This window comes from Acinetobacter wanghuae (assembly GCF_009557235.1).
GTDB classification, from domain to species: Bacteria; Pseudomonadota; Gammaproteobacteria; order Pseudomonadales; family Moraxellaceae; genus Acinetobacter; species Acinetobacter wanghuae.
Genome location: NZ_CP045650.1, coordinates 2496603 through 2520462, shown reverse-complemented (window position 1 = coordinate 2520462; position 23860 = coordinate 2496603). Strand labels below are relative to the sequence as shown.

General features: G+C 42.5%; 20 protein-coding genes, 5 tRNA genes and 2 pseudogenes. 14 read left to right on the top strand and 13 right to left on the bottom strand.

All coding sequences use genetic code 11. The features are described 5' to 3' along the window. Positions 1–36 precede the first annotated feature (36 nt). From ruvX to recN, 3 genes are all read right to left on the bottom strand, one after another. Positions 37–480 carry a Holliday junction resolvase RuvX gene (gene ruvX, locus GFH30_RS12065; RefSeq protein ID WP_153372927.1) on the bottom strand — a complete coding sequence of 148 codons (444 nt, stop codon included), beginning with the start codon at positions 478–480 and terminating at the stop codon, positions 37–39. Next, positions 473–1027, bottom strand: a complete 555-nt coding sequence (locus GFH30_RS12060; protein ID WP_153372924.1) for a YqgE/AlgH family protein — start codon at positions 1025–1027, stop codon at positions 473–475. Before GFH30_RS12060 ends, ruvX begins: the two co-directional genes overlap by 8 nt. Before the next feature lie 117 nt (positions 1028–1144). After that, on the bottom strand, positions 1145–2806 hold the full coding sequence (gene recN / locus GFH30_RS12055) for a DNA repair protein RecN (RefSeq protein WP_153372922.1): 1662 nt from the start codon (positions 2804–2806) through the stop codon (positions 1145–1147). A 457-nt stretch (positions 2807–3263) separates the two neighbouring features. Between recN and ppnP the strand changes: the two genes are divergently transcribed. The 3 genes from ppnP to GFH30_RS12040 all read left to right on the top strand — a co-directional run bounded on the left by ppnP (position 3264) and on the right by GFH30_RS12040 (position 5435). Further along, positions 3264–3587 carry a pyrimidine/purine nucleoside phosphorylase gene (ppnP, locus tag GFH30_RS12050; protein ID WP_153372907.1) on the top strand — a complete coding sequence of 108 codons (324 nt, stop codon included), beginning with the start codon at positions 3264–3266 and terminating at the stop codon, positions 3585–3587. Between the two features lie 139 nt (positions 3588–3726). Continuing rightward, positions 3727–4476 carry a 23S rRNA (guanosine(2251)-2'-O)-methyltransferase RlmB gene (gene rlmB, locus GFH30_RS12045; protein WP_153372905.1) on the top strand — a complete coding sequence of 250 codons (750 nt, stop codon included), beginning with the start codon at positions 3727–3729 and terminating at the stop codon, positions 4474–4476. A gap of 38 nt (positions 4477–4514) precedes the next feature. Beyond that, positions 4515–5435: a DMT family transporter gene (locus tag GFH30_RS12040; RefSeq protein ID WP_153372903.1), complete on the top strand. Its 921-nt coding sequence runs from the start codon at positions 4515–4517 to the stop codon at positions 5433–5435. A 17-nt stretch (positions 5436–5452) separates the two neighbouring features. On the opposite strand, the gene coaE is transcribed toward GFH30_RS12040, so the two are convergent. The 4 genes from coaE to pilB are packed head-to-tail and all read right to left on the bottom strand — an operon-like array spanning position 5453 to position 9882. Continuing rightward, complete coding sequence (coaE, locus tag GFH30_RS12035; protein WP_153372901.1) at positions 5453–6052, bottom strand: dephospho-CoA kinase; 600 nt, start codon at positions 6050–6052, stop codon at positions 5453–5455. A 1-nt stretch (position 6053) separates the two neighbouring features. Further along, positions 6054–6914, bottom strand: coding sequence for a prepilin peptidase (locus GFH30_RS12030; RefSeq protein ID WP_153372899.1), 861 nt, complete (start codon positions 6912–6914; stop codon positions 6054–6056). Then, positions 6914–8143, bottom strand: a complete 1230-nt coding sequence (locus tag GFH30_RS12025) for a type II secretion system F family protein (RefSeq protein WP_153372898.1) — start codon at positions 8141–8143, stop codon at positions 6914–6916. The genes GFH30_RS12030 and GFH30_RS12025 overlap by 1 nt, the downstream gene beginning before the upstream one ends. Positions 8144–8175: 32 nt before the next feature. Continuing rightward, positions 8176–9882: a type IV-A pilus assembly ATPase PilB gene (gene pilB / locus GFH30_RS12020; protein ID WP_153372896.1), complete on the bottom strand. Its 1707-nt coding sequence runs from the start codon at positions 9880–9882 to the stop codon at positions 8176–8178. Between the two features lie 279 nt (positions 9883–10161). Between pilB and tpiA the strand changes: the two genes are divergently transcribed. From tpiA to GFH30_RS11965, 11 genes are all read left to right on the top strand, one after another. Next, positions 10162–10953, top strand: coding sequence for a triose-phosphate isomerase (gene tpiA / locus GFH30_RS12015; protein ID WP_153372894.1), 792 nt, complete (start codon positions 10162–10164; stop codon positions 10951–10953). Positions 10954–10966: 13 nt separating this feature from the next. After that, on the top strand, positions 10967–11296 hold the full coding sequence (gene secG / locus GFH30_RS12010; RefSeq protein WP_153372892.1) for a preprotein translocase subunit SecG: 330 nt from the start codon (positions 10967–10969) through the stop codon (positions 11294–11296). Between the two features lie 54 nt (positions 11297–11350). Beyond that, positions 11351–11435, top strand: a tRNA-Leu gene (locus tag GFH30_RS12005). Between the two features lie 55 nt (positions 11436–11490). Beyond that, positions 11491–11567, top strand: a tRNA-Met gene (locus tag GFH30_RS12000). A gap of 80 nt (positions 11568–11647) precedes the next feature. Beyond that, positions 11648–11724: transfer RNA gene (locus tag GFH30_RS11995), tRNA-Met, on the top strand. A 67-nt stretch (positions 11725–11791) separates the two neighbouring features. Beyond that, positions 11792–11868: transfer RNA gene (locus GFH30_RS11990), tRNA-Met, on the top strand. A gap of 194 nt (positions 11869–12062) precedes the next feature. Further along, positions 12063–12139 (top strand) — tRNA-Met (locus GFH30_RS11985). Positions 12140–12360: 221 nt separating this feature from the next. Further along, positions 12361–12885, top strand: coding sequence for a ribosome maturation factor RimP (gene rimP, locus GFH30_RS11980; protein ID WP_153372890.1), 525 nt, complete (start codon positions 12361–12363; stop codon positions 12883–12885). Between the two features lie 35 nt (positions 12886–12920). Next, the gene (nusA, locus tag GFH30_RS11975; RefSeq protein ID WP_153372888.1) at positions 12921–14405 is read left to right on the top strand and encodes a transcription termination factor NusA; all 1485 of its coding nucleotides are present in this window, start codon (positions 12921–12923) and stop codon (positions 14403–14405) included. 10 nt (positions 14406–14415) lie between these two features. Further along, a complete protein-coding gene (gene infB / locus GFH30_RS11970) occupies positions 14416–17109 on the top strand; it encodes a translation initiation factor IF-2 (protein ID WP_153372886.1) in 2694 nt (897 codons plus the stop codon). After that, positions 17109–17513, top strand: coding sequence for a ribosome-binding factor A (locus GFH30_RS11965; RefSeq protein WP_153372884.1), 405 nt, complete (start codon positions 17109–17111; stop codon positions 17511–17513). Before infB ends, GFH30_RS11965 begins: the two co-directional genes overlap by 1 nt. Before the next feature lie 60 nt (positions 17514–17573). Here the strand turns inward: GFH30_RS11965 and GFH30_RS11960 are convergent, their stop codons facing one another. The 6 genes and pseudogenes from GFH30_RS11960 to GFH30_RS11935 form a co-directional block, all read right to left on the bottom strand. Beyond that, entirely contained in the window at positions 17574–17972 is a 399-nt protein-coding gene (locus tag GFH30_RS11960) for a Na+/H+ antiporter subunit G (protein ID WP_153372882.1), read from the bottom strand. Between the two features lie 11 nt (positions 17973–17983). Next, a complete protein-coding gene (locus GFH30_RS11955; RefSeq protein WP_153372880.1) occupies positions 17984–18259 on the bottom strand; it encodes a monovalent cation/H+ antiporter subunit F in 276 nt (91 codons plus the stop codon). Next, a pseudogene (locus GFH30_RS11950) lies at positions 18256–18775 on the bottom strand (Na+/H+ antiporter subunit E). Before GFH30_RS11950 ends, GFH30_RS11955 begins: the two are co-directional and overlap by 4 nt. A 48-nt stretch (positions 18776–18823) precedes the next feature. Next, positions 18824–20584, bottom strand: a pseudogene (locus GFH30_RS11945) (monovalent cation/H+ antiporter subunit D); the annotation flags it as partial. Continuing rightward, positions 20584–20946 carry a Na+/H+ antiporter subunit C gene (locus GFH30_RS11940; RefSeq protein WP_153372878.1) on the bottom strand — a complete coding sequence of 121 codons (363 nt, stop codon included), beginning with the start codon at positions 20944–20946 and terminating at the stop codon, positions 20584–20586. The pseudogene GFH30_RS11945 and the gene GFH30_RS11940, both read right to left, overlap by 1 nt. A gap of 4 nt (positions 20947–20950) precedes the next feature. Further along, on the bottom strand, positions 20951–23788 hold the full coding sequence (locus tag GFH30_RS11935; protein WP_153372876.1) for a monovalent cation/H+ antiporter subunit A: 2838 nt from the start codon (positions 23786–23788) through the stop codon (positions 20951–20953). Positions 23789–23860 lie beyond the last annotated feature (72 nt).

The following is a 23860-nucleotide window of genomic DNA, read 5'->3' as shown; positions in this document are numbered from 1 at the left end:
GCAATAAAAAAGCATCCATTAGGATGCTTTTTTACTTTAAGGTTTTACACCTTGGGGATTACGATACCAACTTTCAATAAATAACGCTGCGGCAATACTATCGGCAGAGATTTTTTTACCGCGTCCTTGCGCTTGATAATGATCCAATTCATGACGCGCTTCACGAGTCGTCAGACGTTCATCGACCATCAAGGTTTCAATATTGGTTTGATGGCGTAAACGACGGGCAAATTTACGTGCGCGTGTCGACAGCTCGGATTCTGTGTCATCCATATTGAGCGGTAAACCGACCAAAAATAGTGTCGGTTGATATTGCTTTACAATCTTTAGCAACTCATCCCAATTTGGAATGCCATCTTTCATCGGAAATAAAGCCAGTGGATTGGCACTTTCAATCAGTGATTGTCCAACTGCCATTCCGGTTTTTTGTGTACCAAAGTCAAACGCCATAATCATCTGTGGCGCATTTATATCAGGCATGTCCAATCTCAGAAGACAACCATGTGCGGTCTACGCCCATTTTTTTATAAGCGGCATCCCAGCGGTCGTCATAAGGTAAATTAAAAATCAAATCCATATCAGATTCGCAAATCAGCCAATCGCCACGTGCAATTTCATCTTCAAGTTGATGTTTGCTCCAACTCGCATAGCCGAGGGCAATTTGGTAACGACCGACGCCTTCATTATGCGCGATGGCATCTAAAATGTCTTTAGATGTCGTAATACAGACATTTTCACCGACAGCGATGGATGAATGCCAAGTCGGTTGTCCGGTGTGGAGTACAAAGCCAGCCTCTGGACGTAAGGGACCGCCTTGCAAAACAGCATGGGGATTGACATGGTCTGCTTCAATGTCCAAATCATGCAGTAACTCTCTGATTTGTAAACCTGAAGGGCGATTAATGATAATTCCTTGTGCGCCGTCTTCATCATGGCGTGCCAAATAAATGACTGTATTTGCAAAAAAATCGTCACTCATTTCTGGTGGAGCAATCAGACAACGGTGTGTCAGATATTGTTTAGGCACCTGAGTAATTCTCCTTAAAATCAAATTCTTTGCGTCAATATTTTTGCATCTGTTTTGCTTAACTTAACTGAGCTTGCTCAATTCACCAACTGTTTTTTGTGACGAAATTGATATTTTTTATGCATGTTGAAATTTGAGTTGGCGTAATTGGCGTGCATGCTGCAAGGTCGTTTCACTAATTTCTACACCACCAGTCATACGGGCAAGTTCCTGAATACGTAGATCTTCATCTAACTCATAGATGGTACTGCTTGCAGGATCAGTCTGACGTTTCTGCACCAATAAATGTTGGTCAGCTTGTGCTGCAACTTGTGCCTGATGGGTAATACACAGAATTTGTACGTGTTGTCCTAAATCACCCAATAGGCGACCGACAATTTCTGCCGTACCGCCACTAATACCGACATCAATTTCGTCAAAGACCAAGACTTCAGCTTCGGTTTTTTCTGCATTCATCACTTGCATGACCAAAGCAATACGTGACAATTCACCACCCGATGCCACTTTGGCAAGCGGTTGTGCCGGCATACCTTTATTGGCAGTAAACAGCAATTGAATATTACTTAAACCTTCGCTTGATGGTTCATCCAACGCTTCGAATTTGAACTCAAAGAACGCTTCAGGCAATGCCAATTGTTTGACTTGGTCGGTTAATTGCTTTGCCAATGGAATGGCAGCTTCACGGCGGATCTGATCCAAATGTTGTGCGGCAGCCAAAAATGCTTCATGGGAAAGATTGACTTGCTCAGCCAATGTTTCCGGATCTTCAAGCTGATGCAATTGCTCAAGTTCGGCTTGCCATGTTTCAAATTCTTGTTTGAGTAATTCAGGCTGAGTACGATATTTACGGGCTAACCGGTGGAAAATTTCGAGTGACGCATTCAGTTCTTCCATACGTTCAGGGTCGAAACTTTGGCGATCCATGAAATGGCGTAGGCTTGAAGTCGCATCTTCAATTTCACTTTGTGCATTCAATAAAGAGGTGTGAATTTGAGCGAGCAATTCACTCCGTCCGGCATGACTTTCAAGACGACGAATAATGGAGCCGATTTCTTGATTGATATTTTGTTCAGCTTCGTCTAAACCATTCAGGCTATAGACACAGTCTTGCATAATGGCTTCATGATGCGATAGTCGATCAAACTCTTGTTCAATTTCTTGATAATCAATTTGTACGACATCGCTGAGTTCTTCAAGTTGTAACTCTAAAGTATCTATACGTTGCTTACGGGTCGCTTGTGCATCTAAGGCCGCTTGATGCTGACGAATGCTTTTTTGCCAAGCGTTGTAAGCTTGACGCACGTCTTGAGCAGGCGCATAAAAATTACTATACAGATCAATCCAACGTCGTGGATAAGGTGGTTCTAATAATTGTTGTTGGCTGTGCTGACTATACAGTTGCACCAACAGTCGTCCAATTTCTTTGAGTTCAGACAAGCTGCTTGGTCGGCCATTGATCCAAGCTTTACTACGACCTGTGGCAAAAATGACTCGACGTAAATGGATCTCTCGCGATTCATCATCTAACTCATGTTCTTTTAGCCAAAGGGCTTCAGGGCTGCTGTCTTGATAGCTAAAACTTGCCGTCACATCGGCTTTATCTGATCCATAACGGACATAATTGGTATCCGTTCGTTCCCCTAAACATGCAGAAAGGGCATCGAGTAATAAGGATTTTCCTGCACCCGTTTCACCGGTCAGAACGTTAAAACCTTTATCGATGTCAATCGCCAAATGTTCAGCTAAAGCAAAGTTGATCAGAGTTAAATGTGTCAGCATAAACGCATCCGAGCTGCGAAAAGTTTGAATTCAATAGCATGACCCAAAATATGGATCACAACACCATTATCATTATAAATCAGGTGAATCAATTTCATTCTATCTTAATTCAATCCGATCTATACATGATTATTTCAGGCAATTCATGGTTGATGAAAGTAAAAATTATGAATTTGTTGTAGCAAAGAAGTAGTTTGAAGATGAAAAAATCGAGCATTTGCTTGGTTGCAAATTTACACTTGATTTGATCAAAATATTCGGCAATATAAAGCAAATTTTGCAGCTGCAATCGAACTTTATAATTTCTGCATCTGTATAAAAACAATGTAAAAAATAGCGACTAAAGGGTGATTGAAAATTTCATTCACACTGCCTAAACTTTGATTGATTAGTTGTTGGTGCACATTTAAACTACAACCATCAAATTATTACAAAATGCTTTATCTGGAGAATTCACATGTCAGCTCAGTTTGATCATGTATCTGTTGTAAAAAAATCGAATGTATATTTTGGCGGTTTGTGTATTAGCCATATTGTTCAGTTTGAAGATGGCACCAAAAAAACCTTAGGGGTTATTTTGCCAACAGAAACAGCACTGACATTTAAAACAAGTGTACCTGAGCGTATGGAAATTATTTCAGGTGAATGCCGTGTGATCATTGGCGATAACACTGAGAGTGAATTGTTCCGTGCCGGTCAATCTTTCTATGTGGCAGGTGATAGCTTCTTCAAAATCGAAACAGATGACGTACTCGATTACGTGTGCCATTTCGAAGGTTAAGCATCTTGCAATGATGAGTTAAAACCGAACAACAAATTTGTGTGTGAATCGGTTAAACTAGATCTTATACAGAAATCCTGTGAAGTGAGCTTTACGGGATTTTTCTTTTTTGAATGAAAATTAAATTTAGAGGTCGTTCATGGCAAAACCTGAATATTTTTATGGCGTACATTCAGTGGAGTCATTGTTAGAGATTGAGCCTGAACGTGTCTTGACATTATTCACTCTCAAAGGACGCGATGATCAGCGCTTAAAACGCGTATTAGAATTGGCTGAACCGTTTGGTATTAGTGTGCAACAAGCCAGCCGCGATAAATTGGAAAAATTGGCAGGTCAGCCGTTTCACCAAGGTGTGGTCGCTGCTGTACGTGCCAATCCAATTTTAAATGAAAAAGATCTTGAAGAATTGCTCACTGCAAATCCTCAAGCTTTATTGTTGGCACTTGATCATATTACCGATCCGCATAATTTAGGCGCATGTATTCGTACTGCGGCTGCAATGGGCGTTGAAGCTGTTATTGCACCGCGTGATCGTTCTGCGACTTTAACCCCAACAGCACGTAAAGTCGCTGCGGGTGGCGCTGAAAAAGTGAAGTTTATTCAAGTCACGAATTTGGCACGTACACTCGGTCAAATGAAAGATGATTTTAATGTGCGTGTGGTGGGTACCATGCTCGATGAAAAAGCATTGCCGATTCATCAGTTTGATTTCACCGGTACAGGCGTTTGTGTCGTGATGGGTGCCGAAGATACAGGTTTGCGTCCAATTACCCAGTCACAATGCGATCAAACCGTTTATATTCCGATGTCAGGTAATTTACAAAGCCTAAACGTGAGTGTGGCGACAGGTATGGCACTTTACGAAGTGTGCCGCCAACGCATTGTTTAACGTTACGCTTTTCGTATAGTCAACACAGAAGATAGAGTATGTCACCCCGAATACAAGGTTATGCCTTTGTTTTAATTACCATGTGTATTTGGGGTGGTTTTACCTTAACTGCACGTCTTAATGCACTATGGAACATCAGTGCATGGGATATCGTCGCATTACGTTTTGCCTTGGCATTTACGATCTTGATGCCAATCTTAATCTATCAAAAGAAAGCTGCTTTTTTACTGAAGAAAGAACCGCTTATTCTCGCTATGATTGGTGGCGTGATTTATTGCCTGTTTGCTTATAGTGCATTTCACTATGCACCCACAGCACATGCTGCCATTTTTTTGAATGGATGTATCCCGATTTGTACCGCAATCATGGCTTATCTTTTGATGGGACAAGCCTTTGATAAACATACTTGGGCAAGCCTTGCGATTATGATTGTCGTGCTGTGTTTGATGAGTGTGTTGATGTATCGGGAAACGGGCGTAGCGTTTGGTATTGGCGACCTACTGTTTTTTATCAGCGCTATTTTGTGGGCAATTTTCACCGTCTTACTGCGTAAATATCAACTGTCGGCATGGCAAGCGATGTGTAGTGTCGCGATTTGGTCTGCTGTGGTTTATATCCCGGTTTATCTGTTGTTTTTACCCAAACACTTGTCAGTGCCAGACCCTGTTCATCTTTTATCACAAACCTTATTTCACGGTATCTTTGTGGTGATCATTGCAACGCTTACCTATGTCGAAGCGATTAAACGTCTTGGTGCATTTAAAGCGGGCAGTGTGACGAACTTAGCGCCTTTTATTGCCGCGATTTTGGCAGTACCACTTTTAGGTGAGTCATTAAGTATTGCAATGATTTGTGGCTTGGTCGGTATGGCGTTTGGGGCATTACAGCCTTGGCGCTGGATTGGTCGGAAAGATAGCTTAGAAGCGCAGCTTGCAGCACAAAAAAAGCAGTCTAAATAAGACTGCTTTTTTTGTATTTAAGCTTGAGCAAGTGTTAAATATTTTTCATGCAAGATCCTTAAGGACGCGTATAAATGCGCTAGCTGACCGTCATTTAAAACAATATCATCAGCACGCTGTTGCTTTTGTTCACGTGGCATTTGCGCTGCTATGATTTTTTCAATCTGTTCGATATTTTGACCATCACGCTGTGTAGCACGCGCAATTTGTAATTCAACCGAGGCATCAATCAGTAAATTGCGTGTGGTTAATTCATGCTGATTGGTTTCAAATAAAAGCGGCGACACCAAAATCACATACGGGCTGTGAGCAGCATTGAGCTGTTGAATAATCGAGGTACGAATGGCAGGGTGGGTAATCGCTTCGAGTTGTTGCCGCGCATCACTCGACTGAAAAATAATCTCGCGTAAGGCTTTTCGATTTAAAGCGCCGTCATTCAGCAAAATGTCCTCACCAAAGGTTTTCGCAATTTCAACCAAAGCAGGCTGCCCGATATCCACGATTTCTCGTGCGACAATATCTGCGTCGACCACCACAATGCCTTGATTTTCAAACCAACGACTTGCCGCAGACTTGCCACTGCCAATTCCACCGGTGAGACCAATAATCAACTTCAACTTATTGTCCTAAATAAACTTTCATAATTTGTTCGCCCCAAAGAAAGGCAATCCAACCTGCAATCGCGATATAAGGACCGAATGCAAAAGGCTGATTTTCTTTACGGACTTTGAGTAAAATAATCCCAATAATTGCCCCAACCAAAGAAGATAACAGCACGATAAGGGGCAGCATGAGCGGTCCCATCCATGCACCTAATGCAGCTAAGAGTTTGAAATCACCATAGCCCATGCCTTCTTTGCCGGTAATAATTTTAAACAGGTAATACACAACCCACAGGCATAAGAAGCCGATGATATATCCCCAAATTGACATAGTGGGTGTGGTGTAAATGGCATAGCTATTAATACCTAAACCAAGTGCAGCAAGAGGAAGGGTATAGCGATCAGGCAGTAGCTGACTATCAAAATCAATAAAGGTGAGTGCAATCAATACATAAGTGAGGATCAAGCCAAACAGCATTTGAAGCGTAGGACCAAATACCGCCACGACAATCAGTGAGCAGACTGCAGTTAAAGCTTCAATGAATGGATAACGTATACTAATCGGATTTTGACAATTTCCACATTTCCCACGTAGAACTAACCAACTGATCACCGGAATATTTTGATACCAACGAATTGGGTTGTGACATTTTGGACAGGTAGAGTTCGGTTTGCTTAAACTCAGTTTGGCTTCATCAATAATGGGGTGTTCAGGATGCAAAAACAGCTGACAATCGATACGCCATTCTTGCTCCATCATCTTCGGTGTGCGGTAAATCACGACATTTAAAAAGCTGCCGATACATAAACTAAAAATCCCAACCACAAGATACAGAGCAGTTGGGGTTTGTGTTAAATATAAGAGTAAATCGTGCATTAAACCACAGAGCCCATTTGGAAGATTGGTAGATACATTGCAATCACTAAGCCACCGACAAGGACACCAAGCACCGCCATAATAAGAGGTTCCATCATCGAGGTGAGACCATCAACCGCATTATCGACTTCATTTTCATAATGGGTTGCAACTTTATCAAGCATAGAGTCAAGTGCACCTGATTCTTCACCAATCGCGACCATTTGAATGGCCATTGAGGGGAATTTATTGGTCACACGCATGGCAAATTGCAACTGTTGACCGGTTGCTACATCTTCACGAATTTTCATCACCGCATCTTCGTAAACACAGTTATTGGTTGCACCAGCAGTCGATTCAAGGGCATCAATTAACGGTACACCGGCAGCAAATGTGGTGGCTAAAGTACGGCTATAACGCGCAATAATCGCTTTATAGACCAAATCACCAAAAATAGGTGCTTTAAGTGCAGCTTTATCTAAGAAGTCACGGAATTTTTTACTACGTTTTTTTGCTTCCAAAAAGGCAGTAATGACAAGCGCAATAAAGATAATCAGTAGGAACCAATATTTTTGTGTCCACTGTGACATGTTGACGACCATTTTGGTAAATGCGGGTAGGTCGGCACCAAATGATGTAAAGAGTTCTTCAAATACGGGAACCACTTTCACCATGAGGATAATCGTCACCACGATAGCTACGACCACAACAGCCGCGGGGTATTTCATGGCTTTTTTAATCTTTTGCTTTAATAGCTCGCTCTTTTCTTTATAAATAGCAACACGATCTAACATGGTTTCGAGTGAGCCTGACTGCTCACCTGATTCCACCAAAGAACAAAAAAGCTTATCAAAGTACTGAGGATATTTACGCAGTGCACCAGCGAAAGTATTACCACCTTCCACTTCACCTTTAATGCCCAAAACTACTTCACGCATAGAGGGGTTTTCTAAGCCTTCAGCTACAATTTCAAAGCCTTGCACTAAGGGTACACCGGCTTTCATCATGGTCGCTAACTGACGAGTAAAGACAGTAATATCTAAGGTAGAGACCTTCTTTTTCATTAAACCTTCAAGAATATTTTTGCGTTTTTCTCGAATGGTTTTAATGCTAATACCCTGTTTACGTAAGGTGACTTTTGCCAATGCCATATTACGTGCAGGCAATTCACCTTTGAGTTTTACCCCTTTACGATCAACCCCTTCATAAACGAAGGTCGGCATCATTTGACCTTTTTTCGCTACTGCCATGTGTTTATCCTTATTTTAGCTTAAGCGCCTGATCATTCGCTGGTCACACGATTGACTTCCTGTAAAGAAGTCACCCCCTGCATAACCTTTAATAAACCTGATCGGCGTAAATTGTTAAAACCTGCACGAGCGGAAGCTTCGGCAATCTCAATTGCATTGCCATCTTCCATAATAATTCTTGAAATTTCTGGTGTAACTTTCATGACTTCATACACACCGACACGACCTTTATAACCTTCTCGGCATTCACTACAGCCAATGGGTTCATAGACCTGAAACTCTGGATTTTGGAGGTCTTCTTCGGTAAAGCCCATTTCCAATAAACTTTGTTTTGGAATATCTGCTGGTTTTTTGCATTGCGAGCATAAACGACGTGCGAGTCGTTGTGCGATCACAAGATTGACCGAGGTCGCGATATTAAAAGAGGGCACACCCATATTACGTAAACGCGTTAAGGTTTCTGGCGCACTATTGGTATGCAGTGTCGACATCACCATATGTCCAGTTTGTGCCGCTTTAACTGCGATTTCGGCTGTTTCTAAGTCTCGAATCTCACCGACCATGACAATATCTGGATCTTGACGTAAGAAAGACTTCAATGCGACAGAGAAAGTTAAACCAACTTTATTATTAACGTTAACCTGATTAATGCCTTGTAAGTTAATTTCCACTGGATCTTCGGCAGTAGAAATATTGGTATCTTCACGATTGAGAATATTTAAGCCCGTATATAAAGAAACCGTTTTACCAGAACCCGTCGGACCCGTAATGAGTAGCATTCCTTGCGGTTTATCCAAAGCCTGCATAAACAGTTCTTTTTGATCAGGTTCATAACCCAAGGCATCAATGCCGAGCATCGCACTGGATGGATCCAAAATACGTAATACTAACTTTTCACCAAAGAGCGTTGGTAATGAGTTCACACGGAAATCAATCGCTTTATTTTTGGAAAGTTTTAATTTAATACGACCGTCTTGAGGCACACGTTTTTCAGAAATATCCATTTGTGACATGACTTTTAAGCGTGATGAAAGACGATTGGCTAATTGTAGTGGCGGAGTAGCAATTTGACGCAATACACCATCGACACGATAACGGACACGATAAATCTTTTCATAAGGCTCAAAGTGTAAATCTGATGCGCCCATGCGGATGGCATCGATCAATAACTTATTGATGTATTTTACAATAGGAGCTTCATCGCCTTTGTCTGTATCTTCTTCTTTGTTTGGATCAGAAGTGTCGACATCAACATCAAGGTCAAAATCGTCATCAAAATCGAAAGTGCTTTCTTCAGCAAAGTTTTGTTCTATTAGTTTTTCAAGTTTGTTGTGTTCAACAATAATGGTTTCAATATTGAGTTTTGTGGCGAAACGAACGGCATCCACAGCTTCAACATTGGTCGGATTACTGGTGGCAATATATAAAATGCTGGAATTTTTAAAGATTGGCAGCATGCGATGCTTGGTAATGAGTTTTTCATCAATTTCATCGCGTAGAATTTGTGCCGGATCATAGGCGCTAATATCAAATAAAGGTTCACCAAATTCAGTCGAAATTTTTTCTGCAATGATTGCTGCTGAAATTTTATGGTGCTCAATCAAGTACGGCACGATATCGACTTTATCGCGTTTGGAGTTAATTAAAGCGGCCTGCATATGTTCGGCAGACAAAAGACCCTCATCGACAATACGACGAATAAAACCTGTAAATCGGATAGATCCCTGAAGTGCTGTCATGCTTAAGTATGCCTATGAATCAAATTGTTTTAATTGCTTTATTAAAATTATACGTCTGTTGGTTAAAATTACCATACTTTAACGTATTTCTATCTTCTTCAAGTTCAAGAAAAGTTTGAACCAGTTAGAAGAAATCCCCATTTATTTTAAGTGATAACAAAAAATCACCAACTTGAATAGTCTATCCTGAATAAATGCGATAAGAAAACTATTCTTATCAAATGAGAATTGCGTGTAGAATGTGCCCAATTTAAGATTTGTCAGTTAAATAGGTTATATATGTCGGTGTCGACGATTACCCCTTGGGTAGTGGGCAACTGGAAAATGAATCCAGTACAAGCAGATGCATTGAAGTTAATCAGTGATTTTAAAAAATTACTTGAGCGCGCGCCCATTGCTGAAGAAAAATGTATTTTGGGTGTCGCACCGATTTCGATTGCTTTGTTGCAAACTCAAGCTGAATTAAAAACTGCAGGTCGTGCTGTTCATACTGTTGCCCAAGATTTGTCTCGTATTTCAGCGACAGGCGCATATACGGGTGAGGTCAGTGCAGAGCTATTAGCGGATTACGGTATTCAGTATGTATTGGTTGGACATTCAGAGCGTCGTGAAATTTTTGCTGAAAACGCGGCTATTTTGAATGCAAAGATTCAAAATGCGTTAAATGCAGGTTTAACCGTAATTTATTGCGTGGGCGAAAGTCTAGAGCAACGTGAAGCAGGGCAAGCAGAAGCTGTGGTATTGCAACAGGTTTGTGATATTGCCGCTGTCGTTGCGGCTGAGCAGTGGCAGAATATTGTCATTGCGTATGAGCCAATCTGGGCAATTGGTACAGGCAAAACTGCGTCACCCGATGATGCACAAACTATGCATGCGCAAATTCGCCAAGGCTTAAAACAAATTACCGGTTATGCAGAAACGATGGCGATTTTATATGGCGGTAGTGTAAAACCTGAAAATGCAGTAGAGTTAGCAGCCTGCCCTGATATCAACGGGGCATTGGTGGGTGGTGCATCACTCAATGCTGAGTCGTTCCATCAAATTGCTCAAGCATTTGCAAATACACAATAATGAGGAGTTCAGCATGCAAACTTTTGTGCTAGTCGTACATATTATCTTGGCAGTTCTAATGATTGGTTTGATCTTAGTTCAGCATGGTAAGGGTGCGGATGCAGGTGCCTCATTCGGTGGTGGTGGTGCTGCAACCGTGTTTGGTGCATCAGGTTCAGGTAATTTCTTGACCCGTGTAACTGCTGTTTTAACGGCATTGTTTTTTGTCACAAGTTTGACGTTAGCGATTTTTGCCAAGAAAGAAACGACGGATGCTTATAGTCTAAAATCTATTTCTTCTACAACGTCAGCACCGGCTCAATCGAATGAAACTTCGCCAACTGCACCAAAGGGTGGTGAATAAGTTCGTTTAAAGGCTTTCTTTTTGCACATGATGCGATTAGAATGCGACACAGCTGCGGTGGTGGTGGAATTGGTAGACACGCTACCTTGAGGTGGTAGTGCTTTCGGGCGTGGGGGTTCAAGTCCCCCCTTCCGCACCAACTTATAATCCAGAAATTTAAGTTGGTGTTAGCAGCTGAAAAAAACTTCTGTTGTTGCGGGATGGAGCAGTCTGGTAGCTCGTCGGGCTCATAACCCGAAGGTCGTTGGTTCAAATCCAGCTCCCGCTACCAATCAATCCTTTTAAAAGACGCAAACTTTAAAGAGGCAGCTTAAACAGTGTTTAAGTTGAGAAGAGTTATTTGCATGTTGTTGCGGGATGGAGCAGTCTGGTAGCTCGTCGGGCTCATAACCCGAAGGTCGTTGGTTCAAATCCAGCTCCCGCTACCAATCTTTTGAAGATGCAAACTTTGAAAGCAGTTTAGAGACTTAAACTGAAATGTTATTTGTACGCTGATGCGGGATGGAGCAGTCTGGTAGCTCGTCGGGCTCATAACCCGAAGGTCGTTGGTTCAAATCCAGCTCCCGCTACCACTTTTGGAAAGTGTAAAATTCGTTATTTAAACAAGTTTTCAGCTCATCGGGCTCAACACTTGATAAAATCTCGAAGCTTGTTGGTTTAAGTCCAGCTCGCGCTACCAATTTTCAGTGACTTATAACAAATATGTGCATGAACGTGGTTTTGATTGAAAAGTTCTCGTTTATTGTATATAATTTTTGCACGTTGATGCGGGATGGAGCAGTCTGGTAGCTCGTCGGGCTCATAACCCGAAGGTCGTTGGTTCAAATCCAGCTCCCGCTACCAAGTTTCTAAAAGAGGCTCACAACTATGGTGGGCCTTTTTGCACAGTGGAATTTGAAAAAGTTCTAGTTGTGCAGTAATTGGGGCGATTTTCGCCCTTTTTTATTGGCTATCGTGTAGTGTCGACATTATTTGGTCAAATCTCCATGTTTCACTACTACTATAGTTTTGATTGGTTTGTAGTGGTCAAATAGATCATAAATCGCACCTGATGACGAGAGTAAATGAAGCTATCTAGTAAAACTCAAGCACTCCAAGACTTAATTGCACCTGCAGTTGAAGCTTGCGACGTAGATTTATGGGGAATTGAATTCATTCCTCAAGGTAAACGTTCTTTATTACGTATTTATATCGACCGTCCTGTTGAAGCGGGTGCTGAACCTGTTGTAAACGAAGAAGGCGAAGTCGAAGAAGGGCGTGGCATTGGCGTACAAGACTGTGTACGTGTAACACAGCAAGTCGGTGCGATGCTTGACGTGCATGATCCAATCTCAGGCGAATATGCTTTAGAAGTATCTTCACCAGGTTGGGATCGTCCATTCTTCCAGCTCAATCAATTGCAAGCTTATATCGGTCAAACGGTTGCATTACGTTTGATTAGTGCGGTTGAAAACCGTCGTAAGTTTCAAGCAAAATTGGTGTCTGTAGACCTTGAAAATGAAATGATTCAAGTGGAAGTGGAACAGCAACAAATTTTGGATATCGACAGTCACAATATCGATAAAGCAAATTTGATCTACCAAGATTAATTCAATTAATAAGAATCTGAACGAATAGGTGACTCATGGCACGTGAAATTCTTACCGTAGTTGAAACGGTTAGTAACGAGAAAGGTGTACCTCGTGAAGCAATTTTCGAAGCGCTAGAACAAGCTTTAGTAGCAGCGACCAAGAAGAAATTCTATGAGGGTACGCATTCGGAAGAAGCACGTTTACGTGTGGAAATCGATCGCAAGACAGGTGACTACCGTACTTTCCGTCAGTGGGAAGTGGTAGCTGATGAAGATCACGAAATGCCAGCGTGCCAAGATGCGATCACAGATGTAGATCCTGCTGAATGGTCAATCGGTGATATTCGTGAATTAGAAGTTGAATCAATTGATTTCGGTCGTATTGCAGCGCAAATTGCCAAGCAAGTGATCGTACAAAAGATCCGTGAAGCTGAACGTGCTTTAGTTGCCGATGCTTATGAATCTAAAGTCGGTGAACTCATTTATGGTGAAGTGAAAAAACAAACCAAAGATGGCTTCATTATTGACTTAGGTGAAAATGCAGAAGCGTATCTTGCACGCGAAGAAATGATTGCAAAAGAAATTCTTCGTCCGAAGCAACGCGTAAGTGCCATTCTTTACAATGTGAACCGTGAAGGTCGTGGCGCGCAATTATTATTGTCGCGTGCTAAGCCTGAAATGCTGATTGCATTGATGAAGAAAGAGATTCCTGAAATCTCAGAAGAAATCATTGAAATTAAAGCCGCTGCTCGTCAACCGGGTGTGCGTGCTAAAATTGCAGTGAAAACAAATGACCATCGTATTGACCCAGTCGGTGCTTGTATTGGTATGCGTGGTACACGTATCCAAGCGGTACAATCTGAGTTAAACGGTGAGCGTATTGATGTGGTGGTATGGTCTGATGATCCTGCACAGTACATCGCAAGCGCTTTAGAACCAGCTGATGTATCAAGTATTGTGATTGATGAAGATGCACATACAGCAGACATCATTTTCGCAACGAGTGATCAATTGGCTCGTGCGATCGGTTCACAAGGTCAAAACGTTCGTTTAGCATCTGAATTGACTGGCTACAAGCTAGACATGATGTTAGAAGAAGAATACTACGCGCGCCAACAAAGCGAAGCTCAAAAATATTTAGACATGTTTGTAACACGTCTTGATATTGCTGAAGATCTAGCAATGGCACTCGTAGAAATGGGCTTCACGTCGCTTGAAGAAATCGCATACGTACCTGCTGAAACGTTCGAAGAAATTGAACTTGAAGCTGAACTAGTTGAACTACTGCAAAGCCGTGCAAAAGAAGTTGCACTTGCTGATGCATTAAAACAGCAAGAAAACGTACAAGCGCCAAGTGAAGAACTTGTTGCAATGGAAGGCATGACAGTAGAGATCGCGCAAGCTCTAGCAGCTCATGGTGTAGTTACAGTTGATGATTTAGCAGATCAAGCAACTGATGATATCTCTGATATCGAAGGTTTGGATGCTGAAAAAGCAGGTCAACTCATTATGAAAGCGCGCGAATCATGGTTTAACTAGGAGGTAGTATATGACGGACAAGTCGATTAAAGAGTTAGCCCTCAGCGTGGGTCGTCCAGTTGAGAAGCTCCTAGAGCAGGTTCGTGAGGCAGGTTTACCACAGCGTAAAGCTGACGATATTATTACCCCCGAACAACAAGATAACCTAATGAGCCATGTGAAAAAATCACAAGGTTCAGAAGGTCATGCAGGACAGATCACGTTGAAACGTAAAACGACCAGTACCGCAAAAGTTGCGAGTACTTCAGGTAAGGCAAAGACTATTAATGTAGAAGTTCGCAAGAAGCATACATTTACTAAGCCAAACCCAGAACAAATCAAAGCAGAAGCTTTAGCAAAACAAGCTGATCAAGCTAAAGGTGCAACTGAGCAAAAAGCAGCTGAACCTAAAGCGACTCCAGCACAATCTTCTGGCGCAAGCAAAGCGTTAGAAGCAATGCGTGCTGCTGCGAAACAAACCAGTGAGAAACAAGAAGTATCGAAAGCTGCTGTTGTTGTAACACGTAAGTCAAACAACAAACCGATTGTAAAACAAACGGTGAAGCAAGCTGAAACTGCTGAACAGAAAAAAGCACGTGAAGCGGAAGCTGCAAAATTAAAAGCAGTGGAAGAAGCAGCACGTCGTAAATCTGCTGAAGAAGCGCAACAGCGTACGCTTGAGCAAATGCGTCAAATGGCGTCGAAATATACGTCTGAAGATACGACTGCAACCATTCGTGTGGTTGATGATTCTCCACTTGCTGCCGGCCTTGTTGGTCAAGCATATGAAGATTCATTTGCAAAAGAAGACCGCGAAATTAAACGTGGTACCAATACCCCAACTGCACGCGCACCGAAAAAAGGTGGTCGTCGCGGTCAGGAAGAGCAAAGCTTTAGCAAACAGCCTAAACGTGGTTTGAAAACAAGTTCTTCAAACAAACACGGCTTCGAAAAACCTGTTAAAAAACAAGTTTACGATGTTGAAATTGGTGAAACCATTGTTGTTGCTGACTTAGCAGCAAAAATGGCGATCAAAGTTCGCGAAGTGATTAAATCACTCATGAAAATGGGTGAATTGGTTACACAAAACCAAGCGATCGATCAAGAAATTGCAGCGCTCATTGTTGAAGAAATGGGTCATAACCCAGTTCTCGTATCTGAAACTGATGCAGAAGACAACTTACTTGAGCAAGCTGAAGAGGCACGTGGTGTTCAATCTACTCGTGCACCTGTTGTTACGATCATGGGTCACGTTGACCATGGTAAAACATCGCTTCTTGACCGTATCCGTCGTGCGAAAGTGGCACAAGGCGAAGCGGGTGGTATCACGCAGCACATCGGTGCATACCATGTGAAAACTGATAAAGGTATCATCACTTTCCTTGATACTCCGGGACACGCGGCATTTACTGCAATGCGTTCACGTGGTGCAAAAGCGACTGATATCGTGGTGCTTGTTGTTGCAGCGGATGATGGTGTAATGCCACAAACTGCTGAAGCAATCGACCATGCACGTGCTGCAGGTACGCCAATCATCGTTGCGATCAACAAAATGGATAAAGAATCAGCTGATCCAGATCGCGTATTGAATGAATTGACCACCAAAGAAATCGTGCCTGAACAATGGGGCGGTGACGTTCCTGTGGCAATGGTTTCTGCGCACACAGGTGCAGGTATCGATGAACTTCTAGACTTGATCTCTATTCAAGCTGAACTTCTTGAGCTTAAAGCGTCTGAAGAAGGTGCTGCACAAGGTGTTGTCATCGAAGCACGTGTTGATAACAGCCGTGGTGCGGTAACATCGATTCTTGTTCAAAACGGTACGCTTAAAGTAGGTGACCTTGTTCTTGCAGGTTCATCTTATGGTCGCGTTCGTGCCATGACAGATGAAAACGGTCAACGTATTAAATCTGCAGGTCCTTCGATTCCAGTTGAAATCTTAGGTCTTCCAGAAGCGCCAATGGCAGGTGACGAAGTTCTTGTTGTCAATGACGAGAAAAAAGCACGTGAAGTGGCTGATGCACGTAATGATCGTGAACGTCAAAAACGTCTGGAACGTCAATCTGCAATGCGTCTTGAAAACATCATGGCGTCTATGGGCAAGAAAGATGTGCCTATCGTGAACGTAGTGCTTAAAACTGATGTACGCGGTACATTAGAAGCATTACACGTTGCACTTGCTGATCTTGCAACGGATGAAGTGAAAGTACGTATCATTGGTTCTGGTGTTGGTGCAATCACTGAATCAGACGTGACCCTTGCGGAATCTTCTGAAGCCGTTCTTCTTGGTTTCAACGTTCGTGCCGATAACGCAGCGCGTCAAAAATCAGATGCAGACAGCATTGATATTCGTTACTACTCAGTGATCTATCAATTGATCGATGATGTGAAAGCAGCAATGAGCGGTAAGCTTGCGCCTGAACATCGCGAAACAATTCTGGGTGTTGCGCAAGTACGTGAAGTATTCCACTCAAGTAAATTCGGTGCAGCTGCAGGTTGTATGGTACTTGAAGGTGTATTACATCGTAACAAACCAATTCGTGTCCTTCGTGATGACGTGGTTGTGTTCCAAGGTGAGCTTGAGTCTCTTCGTCGCTATAAAGAAGTGGTTGAAGAAGTTCGTGCCGGTATGGAATGTGGTCTTGCGGTGAAAGGTTATAAAGACATTAAAGCACTTGATAAAATCGAAGTGTACGATGTTCAACTGATTAAACGGAGTCTTTAATGGCGGGTAGTCAACGTCTTAAGCGTATGGCTGATACAGTTCAGAGAGAACTCTCTGAACTGATTCGTCAGGAGCTAAAAGATCCACGCTTAGGTGGTCTTGTGACCATCTCTGCGGTGAAGGTGAGCCCAGACTTAGGTTATGCTGAAGTTTATGTGACTGTAATGGGTCGTGAACTTGGTGATGAACAAAGCGAAGCGGCAAATAAAGAAACTTTAGATGTGTTAAACAAAGCATCTGGTTTCCTACGCCATGAGTTAAGTCGTCAAATCAAGACACGTATAACACCTCGTTTACGTTTCCATTACGACAAAACCAATGCATACGGTAACTATATGTTTGGTCTGATTGCTGAAGCAGTGAAGGATTTACCGCCTGCTGAAGACAAAAAAGATGAAGAATAAGTTCAATTGAACGCATAAAAAAGCCACCTTCGGGTGGCTTTTTTACATCTGGTATTGAGTTTATTTTAAATCATCATCGCAGTTTTTCTTTTCATAAAATGCCTGACGCGTAGAGCGTTGCCAAGGGAGTGGGCGATCAATCGCTTCTGATGCTTCACCACTCATTGAACGCAGTCGTAAGTGCAATGCTGCTTGTGCCATTAAATTTGCCGATACAGGTGCAGTAATAAAGGCAAATAAAGTAATTAAGATTTCTGCGAAACCAAAGCGACCATACATCGCAGAGAAAATCATCGCTGCAATTAAAAAACTACCAAGACCGAGCGTACTTGATTTGGTCGGTGCATGCAGACGCATAAATAAATCGGGCAGGCGTACCATCCCAATGCCGCCGACCAACATAAAGAAAGCGCCAATGAGCAAAAAGATAGAAACTAGGATTTCAAAAATTAATGACATTTTAAAGACTCCTAGTCAATCACATGACCGGTGGTGAAATAGCGGGCAAGTGCAACAGTTGAAACAAAACCAAGCATGGCAACCAACAGTGCACCTTCAAATAAGAAGCTGCTGCTCCAATAAATGCCTAAAATCACCATCAGACAAATGGCATTTAAAAATAAAGTATCTAAAGCCAAGAGTCGATCCACAATAGATGGACCCATCACTAAACGAATCAGACAAAGCAGCATTGAAATCGTGACGGCGCCTAAACAGATGATCAGTGCATAAGGTAAAATGGTCATTTCACATCTCCAATTTGAACACTGAAAATTTCAATGAGGGGCTGTTCATAGCGTTGTTTAATGGTTTCAATCTCGGCATCCACATCATCCGTGCTTAACGCATGCACAAGAATATCACCACGATCCTGATCGATACCGGCAGATACTGTGCCTGGCGTTGTCGTAATGATCATCGCGAGTAAAGCATTAACCTCTTCATGGCGTGTATCTAAAGGTACGCGAAACCATTTTGGATGTAAGTTTTTCGTGGGTCCAAGCACTAGTTTAGCCACATTGATATTTGAAATTACAATGTCCCAAAGCACCACAAAGAACAGCCGAATAGCAGGCACCCAAATGAATATTGGGCGTGTAATCAATAAAGCGTTTCACCATGAATGGAATAACAATGGCTAAAACCAGTGCCATGAGTAACGTAGCCACATCTAAACTATGTGCCAACAAAACCCAACTTATGCCCACAATAATGGATACCAATGGATGTGGGAAGCATTTCAAAAATAACGAATTCGCCATGATTATTGCTCCATCGGTTTGAGTTTTATTATCACTCGATTGCTGCTGCTCTACATACTGCTCTTTGATCTGACGTTGTTTAAAATCAGAAATATGCTCGCCCTTTAAAGTATTTTCAGAAATCATATACGGAATAAGATGAGCATTTGGATCAACCGATTCACCACCATATTTGGTTTCTGGTAAATATTCAGGGTCAAACGGCTGTACGCTAATCACTTTGCCTTGTGCATCACGTTTAAGTAAAGCCGCTTCATAGATGGCATTGTCTTTAATTTGTTCAGCAGTTTGATAGCTAAAATTATAGATTGGGGATGCAAAAATCACATAAGCCATTAAAGTCGTCAATAAAACATAGACCACTTTATCATTACGTGGTGGTGCTTGTTTCGGCAAGTTGTCATAACGCGTATATTCTTTGCTATTCACATCTTGTTCGGGTGCTGTTGCACGCCAAAAGAGTACGAACCCAACCCGAGTAAATGCCAAAATGCTGAGTAAACTGACCAGTAATACCGTAATGATAATGGTCATTTGATATGGTGAATTTGCTGTCGCTTGTAAGATGAAGACTTTGCCTAAGAAGCCACTAAACGGTGGTAAACCTGCCATCATTAAGGCCACAATAAAGTAGACAATCGACACCAATGTATTTTGTTTAATACGCGGTGCAATTTTAAAGTGGTCTTTAAATTCGCCACGTTGTGAAGTAATCCAACCACTCAGCATATAAAATACAGCGCCGATAATGGTACTGTGCACCATATAATACAAAGCACCTGCCCATGAGGCTGTGGTATTCATTGCAATGGCAATTAAGATCGTACCGATAGAGGATATGATCATAAAACCAATAAAACGTCGTAGACGATCTGTACCAATTGCACCAATCACGCCATATAAGGAAGTAATTAGACCAATCACCATCAAGCAATTCATCAGAATTTGATGGCTATACGCATCATCAAAGACCGTACCATTCACCCGAATAATCGCGTAAATCCCGACCTTGGTCATAATGGTAAAGATTGCGGCTACAGGTGTTGTAGCGACGGCATAGGTTTTAGGTAGCCAAAAACCCACAGGCAACATCGCGGCTTTAATACCAAATACAACGAAAAGAAGTAGACCACCTGCCACGGCAATTTGATGCTGATCATTTTCTAGTAAAGGCAATAGGCGCGCAGCATCTGCCATATTTAGGCTGCCGATACTGCTATAAATTAAACCTAAACCAATTAAAAATAATGCCGATGCAAGTAGATTAATGGTGACGTAATGAATACCCAGTTGAAAGCGTGCTTTGCCTTGCCCATGCAAAAGTAAAACATAGGATGCCATCAACAGAATTTCAAAGAAAACGAATAGGTTAAATAAGTCGCCGGTAAGGAAAGCGCCGCTTAAACCCATGAGCAAGAAATGCATCATGGCATGGAAATAACGTCCACGCGTATCCCATTCTTTACTCGCATACCAAATAACTGGAACAGCAAGGACGTAGGTTAGCACTAACATTAAAGCGGATAGACGGTCTAAGACCAAAACAATCCCAAAAGGTGCTGTCCATTCGCTTAAAGCATAAACACTGATTTGTCCTTGAGTGGTCGTCACCAAATAGCTGACCGCAATGACTAAACCTAAGAAGGTTGAAACATGACTAATGCCGCGACGCCAAGGTTGTCGCCAATCGGTCTCTAAAGAACCTGAACCGGGATTGCCGAGCAATACCAAAATAAAGGCGGTCAGTGCTGGCAATAAGATACTAAAGATCGGCGTATGCTGTTGCCAAAATTGCAGAAGATCAGTCATTAAGGCTCATCCTCACGTAGGTCAAGCGGTATTTCTTCTTTTGAATCAACGTGATCTGTTCCTGATTCATAACGGCTACGAAGTGCCAATTGAACAATAAAAGCAGTGGTCGCAAAGCCGATGACAATTGCGGTGAGAACCAAGGCTTGCGGCAATGGATCGGTGATTTTGGTGGCTTCAGTCAAGACACTTGGGGCATTAATTTGAATGCGACCCATGGCGAATAAAAACAGATTGACGGCATAGCCAATCATGGCTAAACCTAAAACGACAGGGAAAGTACGCGCCCGTAGAATCAAGTAAATACCAGTTGCGCTGAGTAACCCAATCGCGGAAGCTAATAAAAATTCGATACTGATCATTCTATTATCCTCTTGGTACTGGGCCAGACATACTGGAGTGACGGGAGTCGCCTAATACTGAAATCATCAGCATAGTTGCGCCTACCACCGTAATATAAACACCGACATCGAATAGTGCCGCTGAAGCTAAATGCATCTCACCAAGCAGTGGTGGAGAGACATGAATATGTGCACTGGTCAGGAATGGACGTGACCAGAACCAAGCCCCCATACCAGTAAGTCCAGCAATCAGTAACCCAATTCCAATCCAAATTTCATAAAGTCGTCCGGATTTTGCGCCTAACAGTTGCTCTGCTTTGTCTTGACCAATCGCAATGTATTGAATCACTAAGGCAAGTGAAGTAATTAAGCCCGCAATAAAGCCACCGCCCGGCAAGTTATGACCACGCATAAAGATGTATAAGCTAATGACTAATGCAATCGGTAAAATCCACGAAGCAGTAATACGTAACATAAGTGGCGATGGATTAAAGCGGTAGGTTAAACCTTGGGTGATGGTCGTACCATGCGCACGCATGCCGTCCATCATACAGAGCGCACCAATTGCAGCGATGCCCAATACGGTAATTTCCCCGAAGGTATCGAAACCACGGAAGTCGACCAAAATGACATTGACCACGTTGGTACCACCACCGAGTGGAATCACTTGTTGGGCAAAGAACCAAGAAATCGAATTATGATCACGGGTCATGACTAACCATGCGACCCATGCAATACCGCCACCACCAAGCACCGCAATAATTGCATCACGCCAACGACGTGATAGGCTCGATTCATAAGGCGTGAGTTGAGGTAATAACGACAAGCTCATCAGTAGTAAAACAGTCGTAACAACATCAACAGTAATTTGGGTCAATGCCAAATCAGGTGCAGAGAAGCAAATGAATACCATGGTTACCACAAGCCCGACAGCACCGCTAATCAGTACGGCTTTAATTCGTTCGTGATGGAACCACAGCATCATCCAACATGCAGAGAACATCAATAGCCACAGCACAATCGCAAGGGGAGGGGCGTAAGTCAGTTCGCGAGTACCTGTGCTGAGTCCACTTGAGATAAATGGCACAGCAGTGAGTCCCACGCTGAATATCACAATCCACAATAAATAGCTTTGCAATTTGCCATTTTCAGTTGCACGGCGGAAGCGTCGCGTATTGATCATGAGTGATTTTAAGAACAAGTCGAACAATACCCGACCTTGTAATTTACCTAATGCGGGGTCAAGGTCAATTTCACGTAAGCGACCACCTTTGGCTAAGGCGAAATAGAAAATCACACCGCCAACAAGGGCAATAGCACTCATTAATAATGGCAGGTTAAAACCATGCCAAATAGCAAGATGCGTACCTTCAAAAGCAAAATTTTGTGTACTGGCACGTGCCGTACTATTGACAATATCTTGGACTAATAATGCCGGTAGAAGACCGACTAAAATACATAAGATAGCCAATAAGGTTGCAGGCGCGCGCATGCCAAAAGCCGGTTCATGGGCGTTTTTATTCGGTACATTCTTACCGAGTGGACCATCAAAGAATACGCCATGTACCAAACGAACCGAATAAGCGACTGCAAAAATACCTGCAAACGTTGCCACAATTGCAGCCCCGACCATCACAGGACCATTGAGGTTGGCAAGCAATTCAGTAAAGAACATTTCTTTGGACAAGAAACCATTGGTCAGTGGCACACCCGCCATTGAAGCTGCGGTGATCATGGTCAATGTCGCCGTGAAAGGCAGTAGTTGCCATAAGCCCGACAGCTTACGTAAATCACGTGTACCAGATTCATGATCGATAATGCCGGCGATCATAAACAATGCCGCTTTAAAGGTGGCGTGGTTAATAATATGGAAAATAGCAGCAGCCACAGCAAGTGGTGAACCAATACCCAGCAAGCACATGATCAGACCTAAATGACTAATGGTCGAATATGCCAAAAGTCCTTTTAAATCTTCTTTAAAGATGGCGAAGAACGCTGCCATACATAAGGTAAAGAGACCCACAAAGGTCACAATATTATGGAATAACGCAGCCCCAGCAAAAATCGGTAGTAAACGAGCAACCAAAAATAGTCCGGCTTTCACCATTGTGGCTGAGTGTAAATACGCAGAGACGGGTGTTGGTGCCGCCATGGCATTTGGCAACCAAAAATGAAACGGGAATTGCGCACTTTTGGTAAAAGCACCGAGTAAAATCAGCAGCAATGTCGGCACAAATAAAGCATGAGATTGAATCTGATCTTTCATGGTCAGAATGACATCAATCTGATAAGTGCCCGTGATTTGCCCTAAGAGAATAAAACCACCCAGCATGGCAAGTCCACCCATACCGGTAATGGTCAATGCCATACGTGAGCCACGTTGCGCGGCTTCGTAATTACTCCAATAACCGACCAATAAGAAGGATGAAATACTGGTAAGTTCCCAGAATGTCAGCAGTAAAATTAAATTATTGGAGAGTGAAATACCGAGCATTGCTGCCATAAACAGCATGAGTAAAAAATAAAGTTTACTCAAAGAATTTTTAGGACTTAAATAATAATAAGCATAAATATAAATGAGTGTGCCGATACCACTGATCAATAAGCTAAACAGTAGCGCAAGTGAATCGAGGCGGAAACTAAAGTCTAGCCCAAGTTGTGGCAACCAAGTCCATGTTTGAATCAGGACTTGACCATTAAAAATGGCAGGCGCTTGTAGCACCAATAAAATAAAGCTGCTTAGACTGATTGCAATCGCACCGAGAGCCGTTGCTCCACGAGACCATTGTTTCAGCAACAAGACCAGAGTTGTGCCTAATAATAAGGGTAACAATACAATAATTGGCAGCACACTCATATCCATTGTCGTGATTTAGGTGGTTTAAACCTAGGGTGAATCAAAATCTTTCAAGGCAGGACGGACAACAAAGAGCGA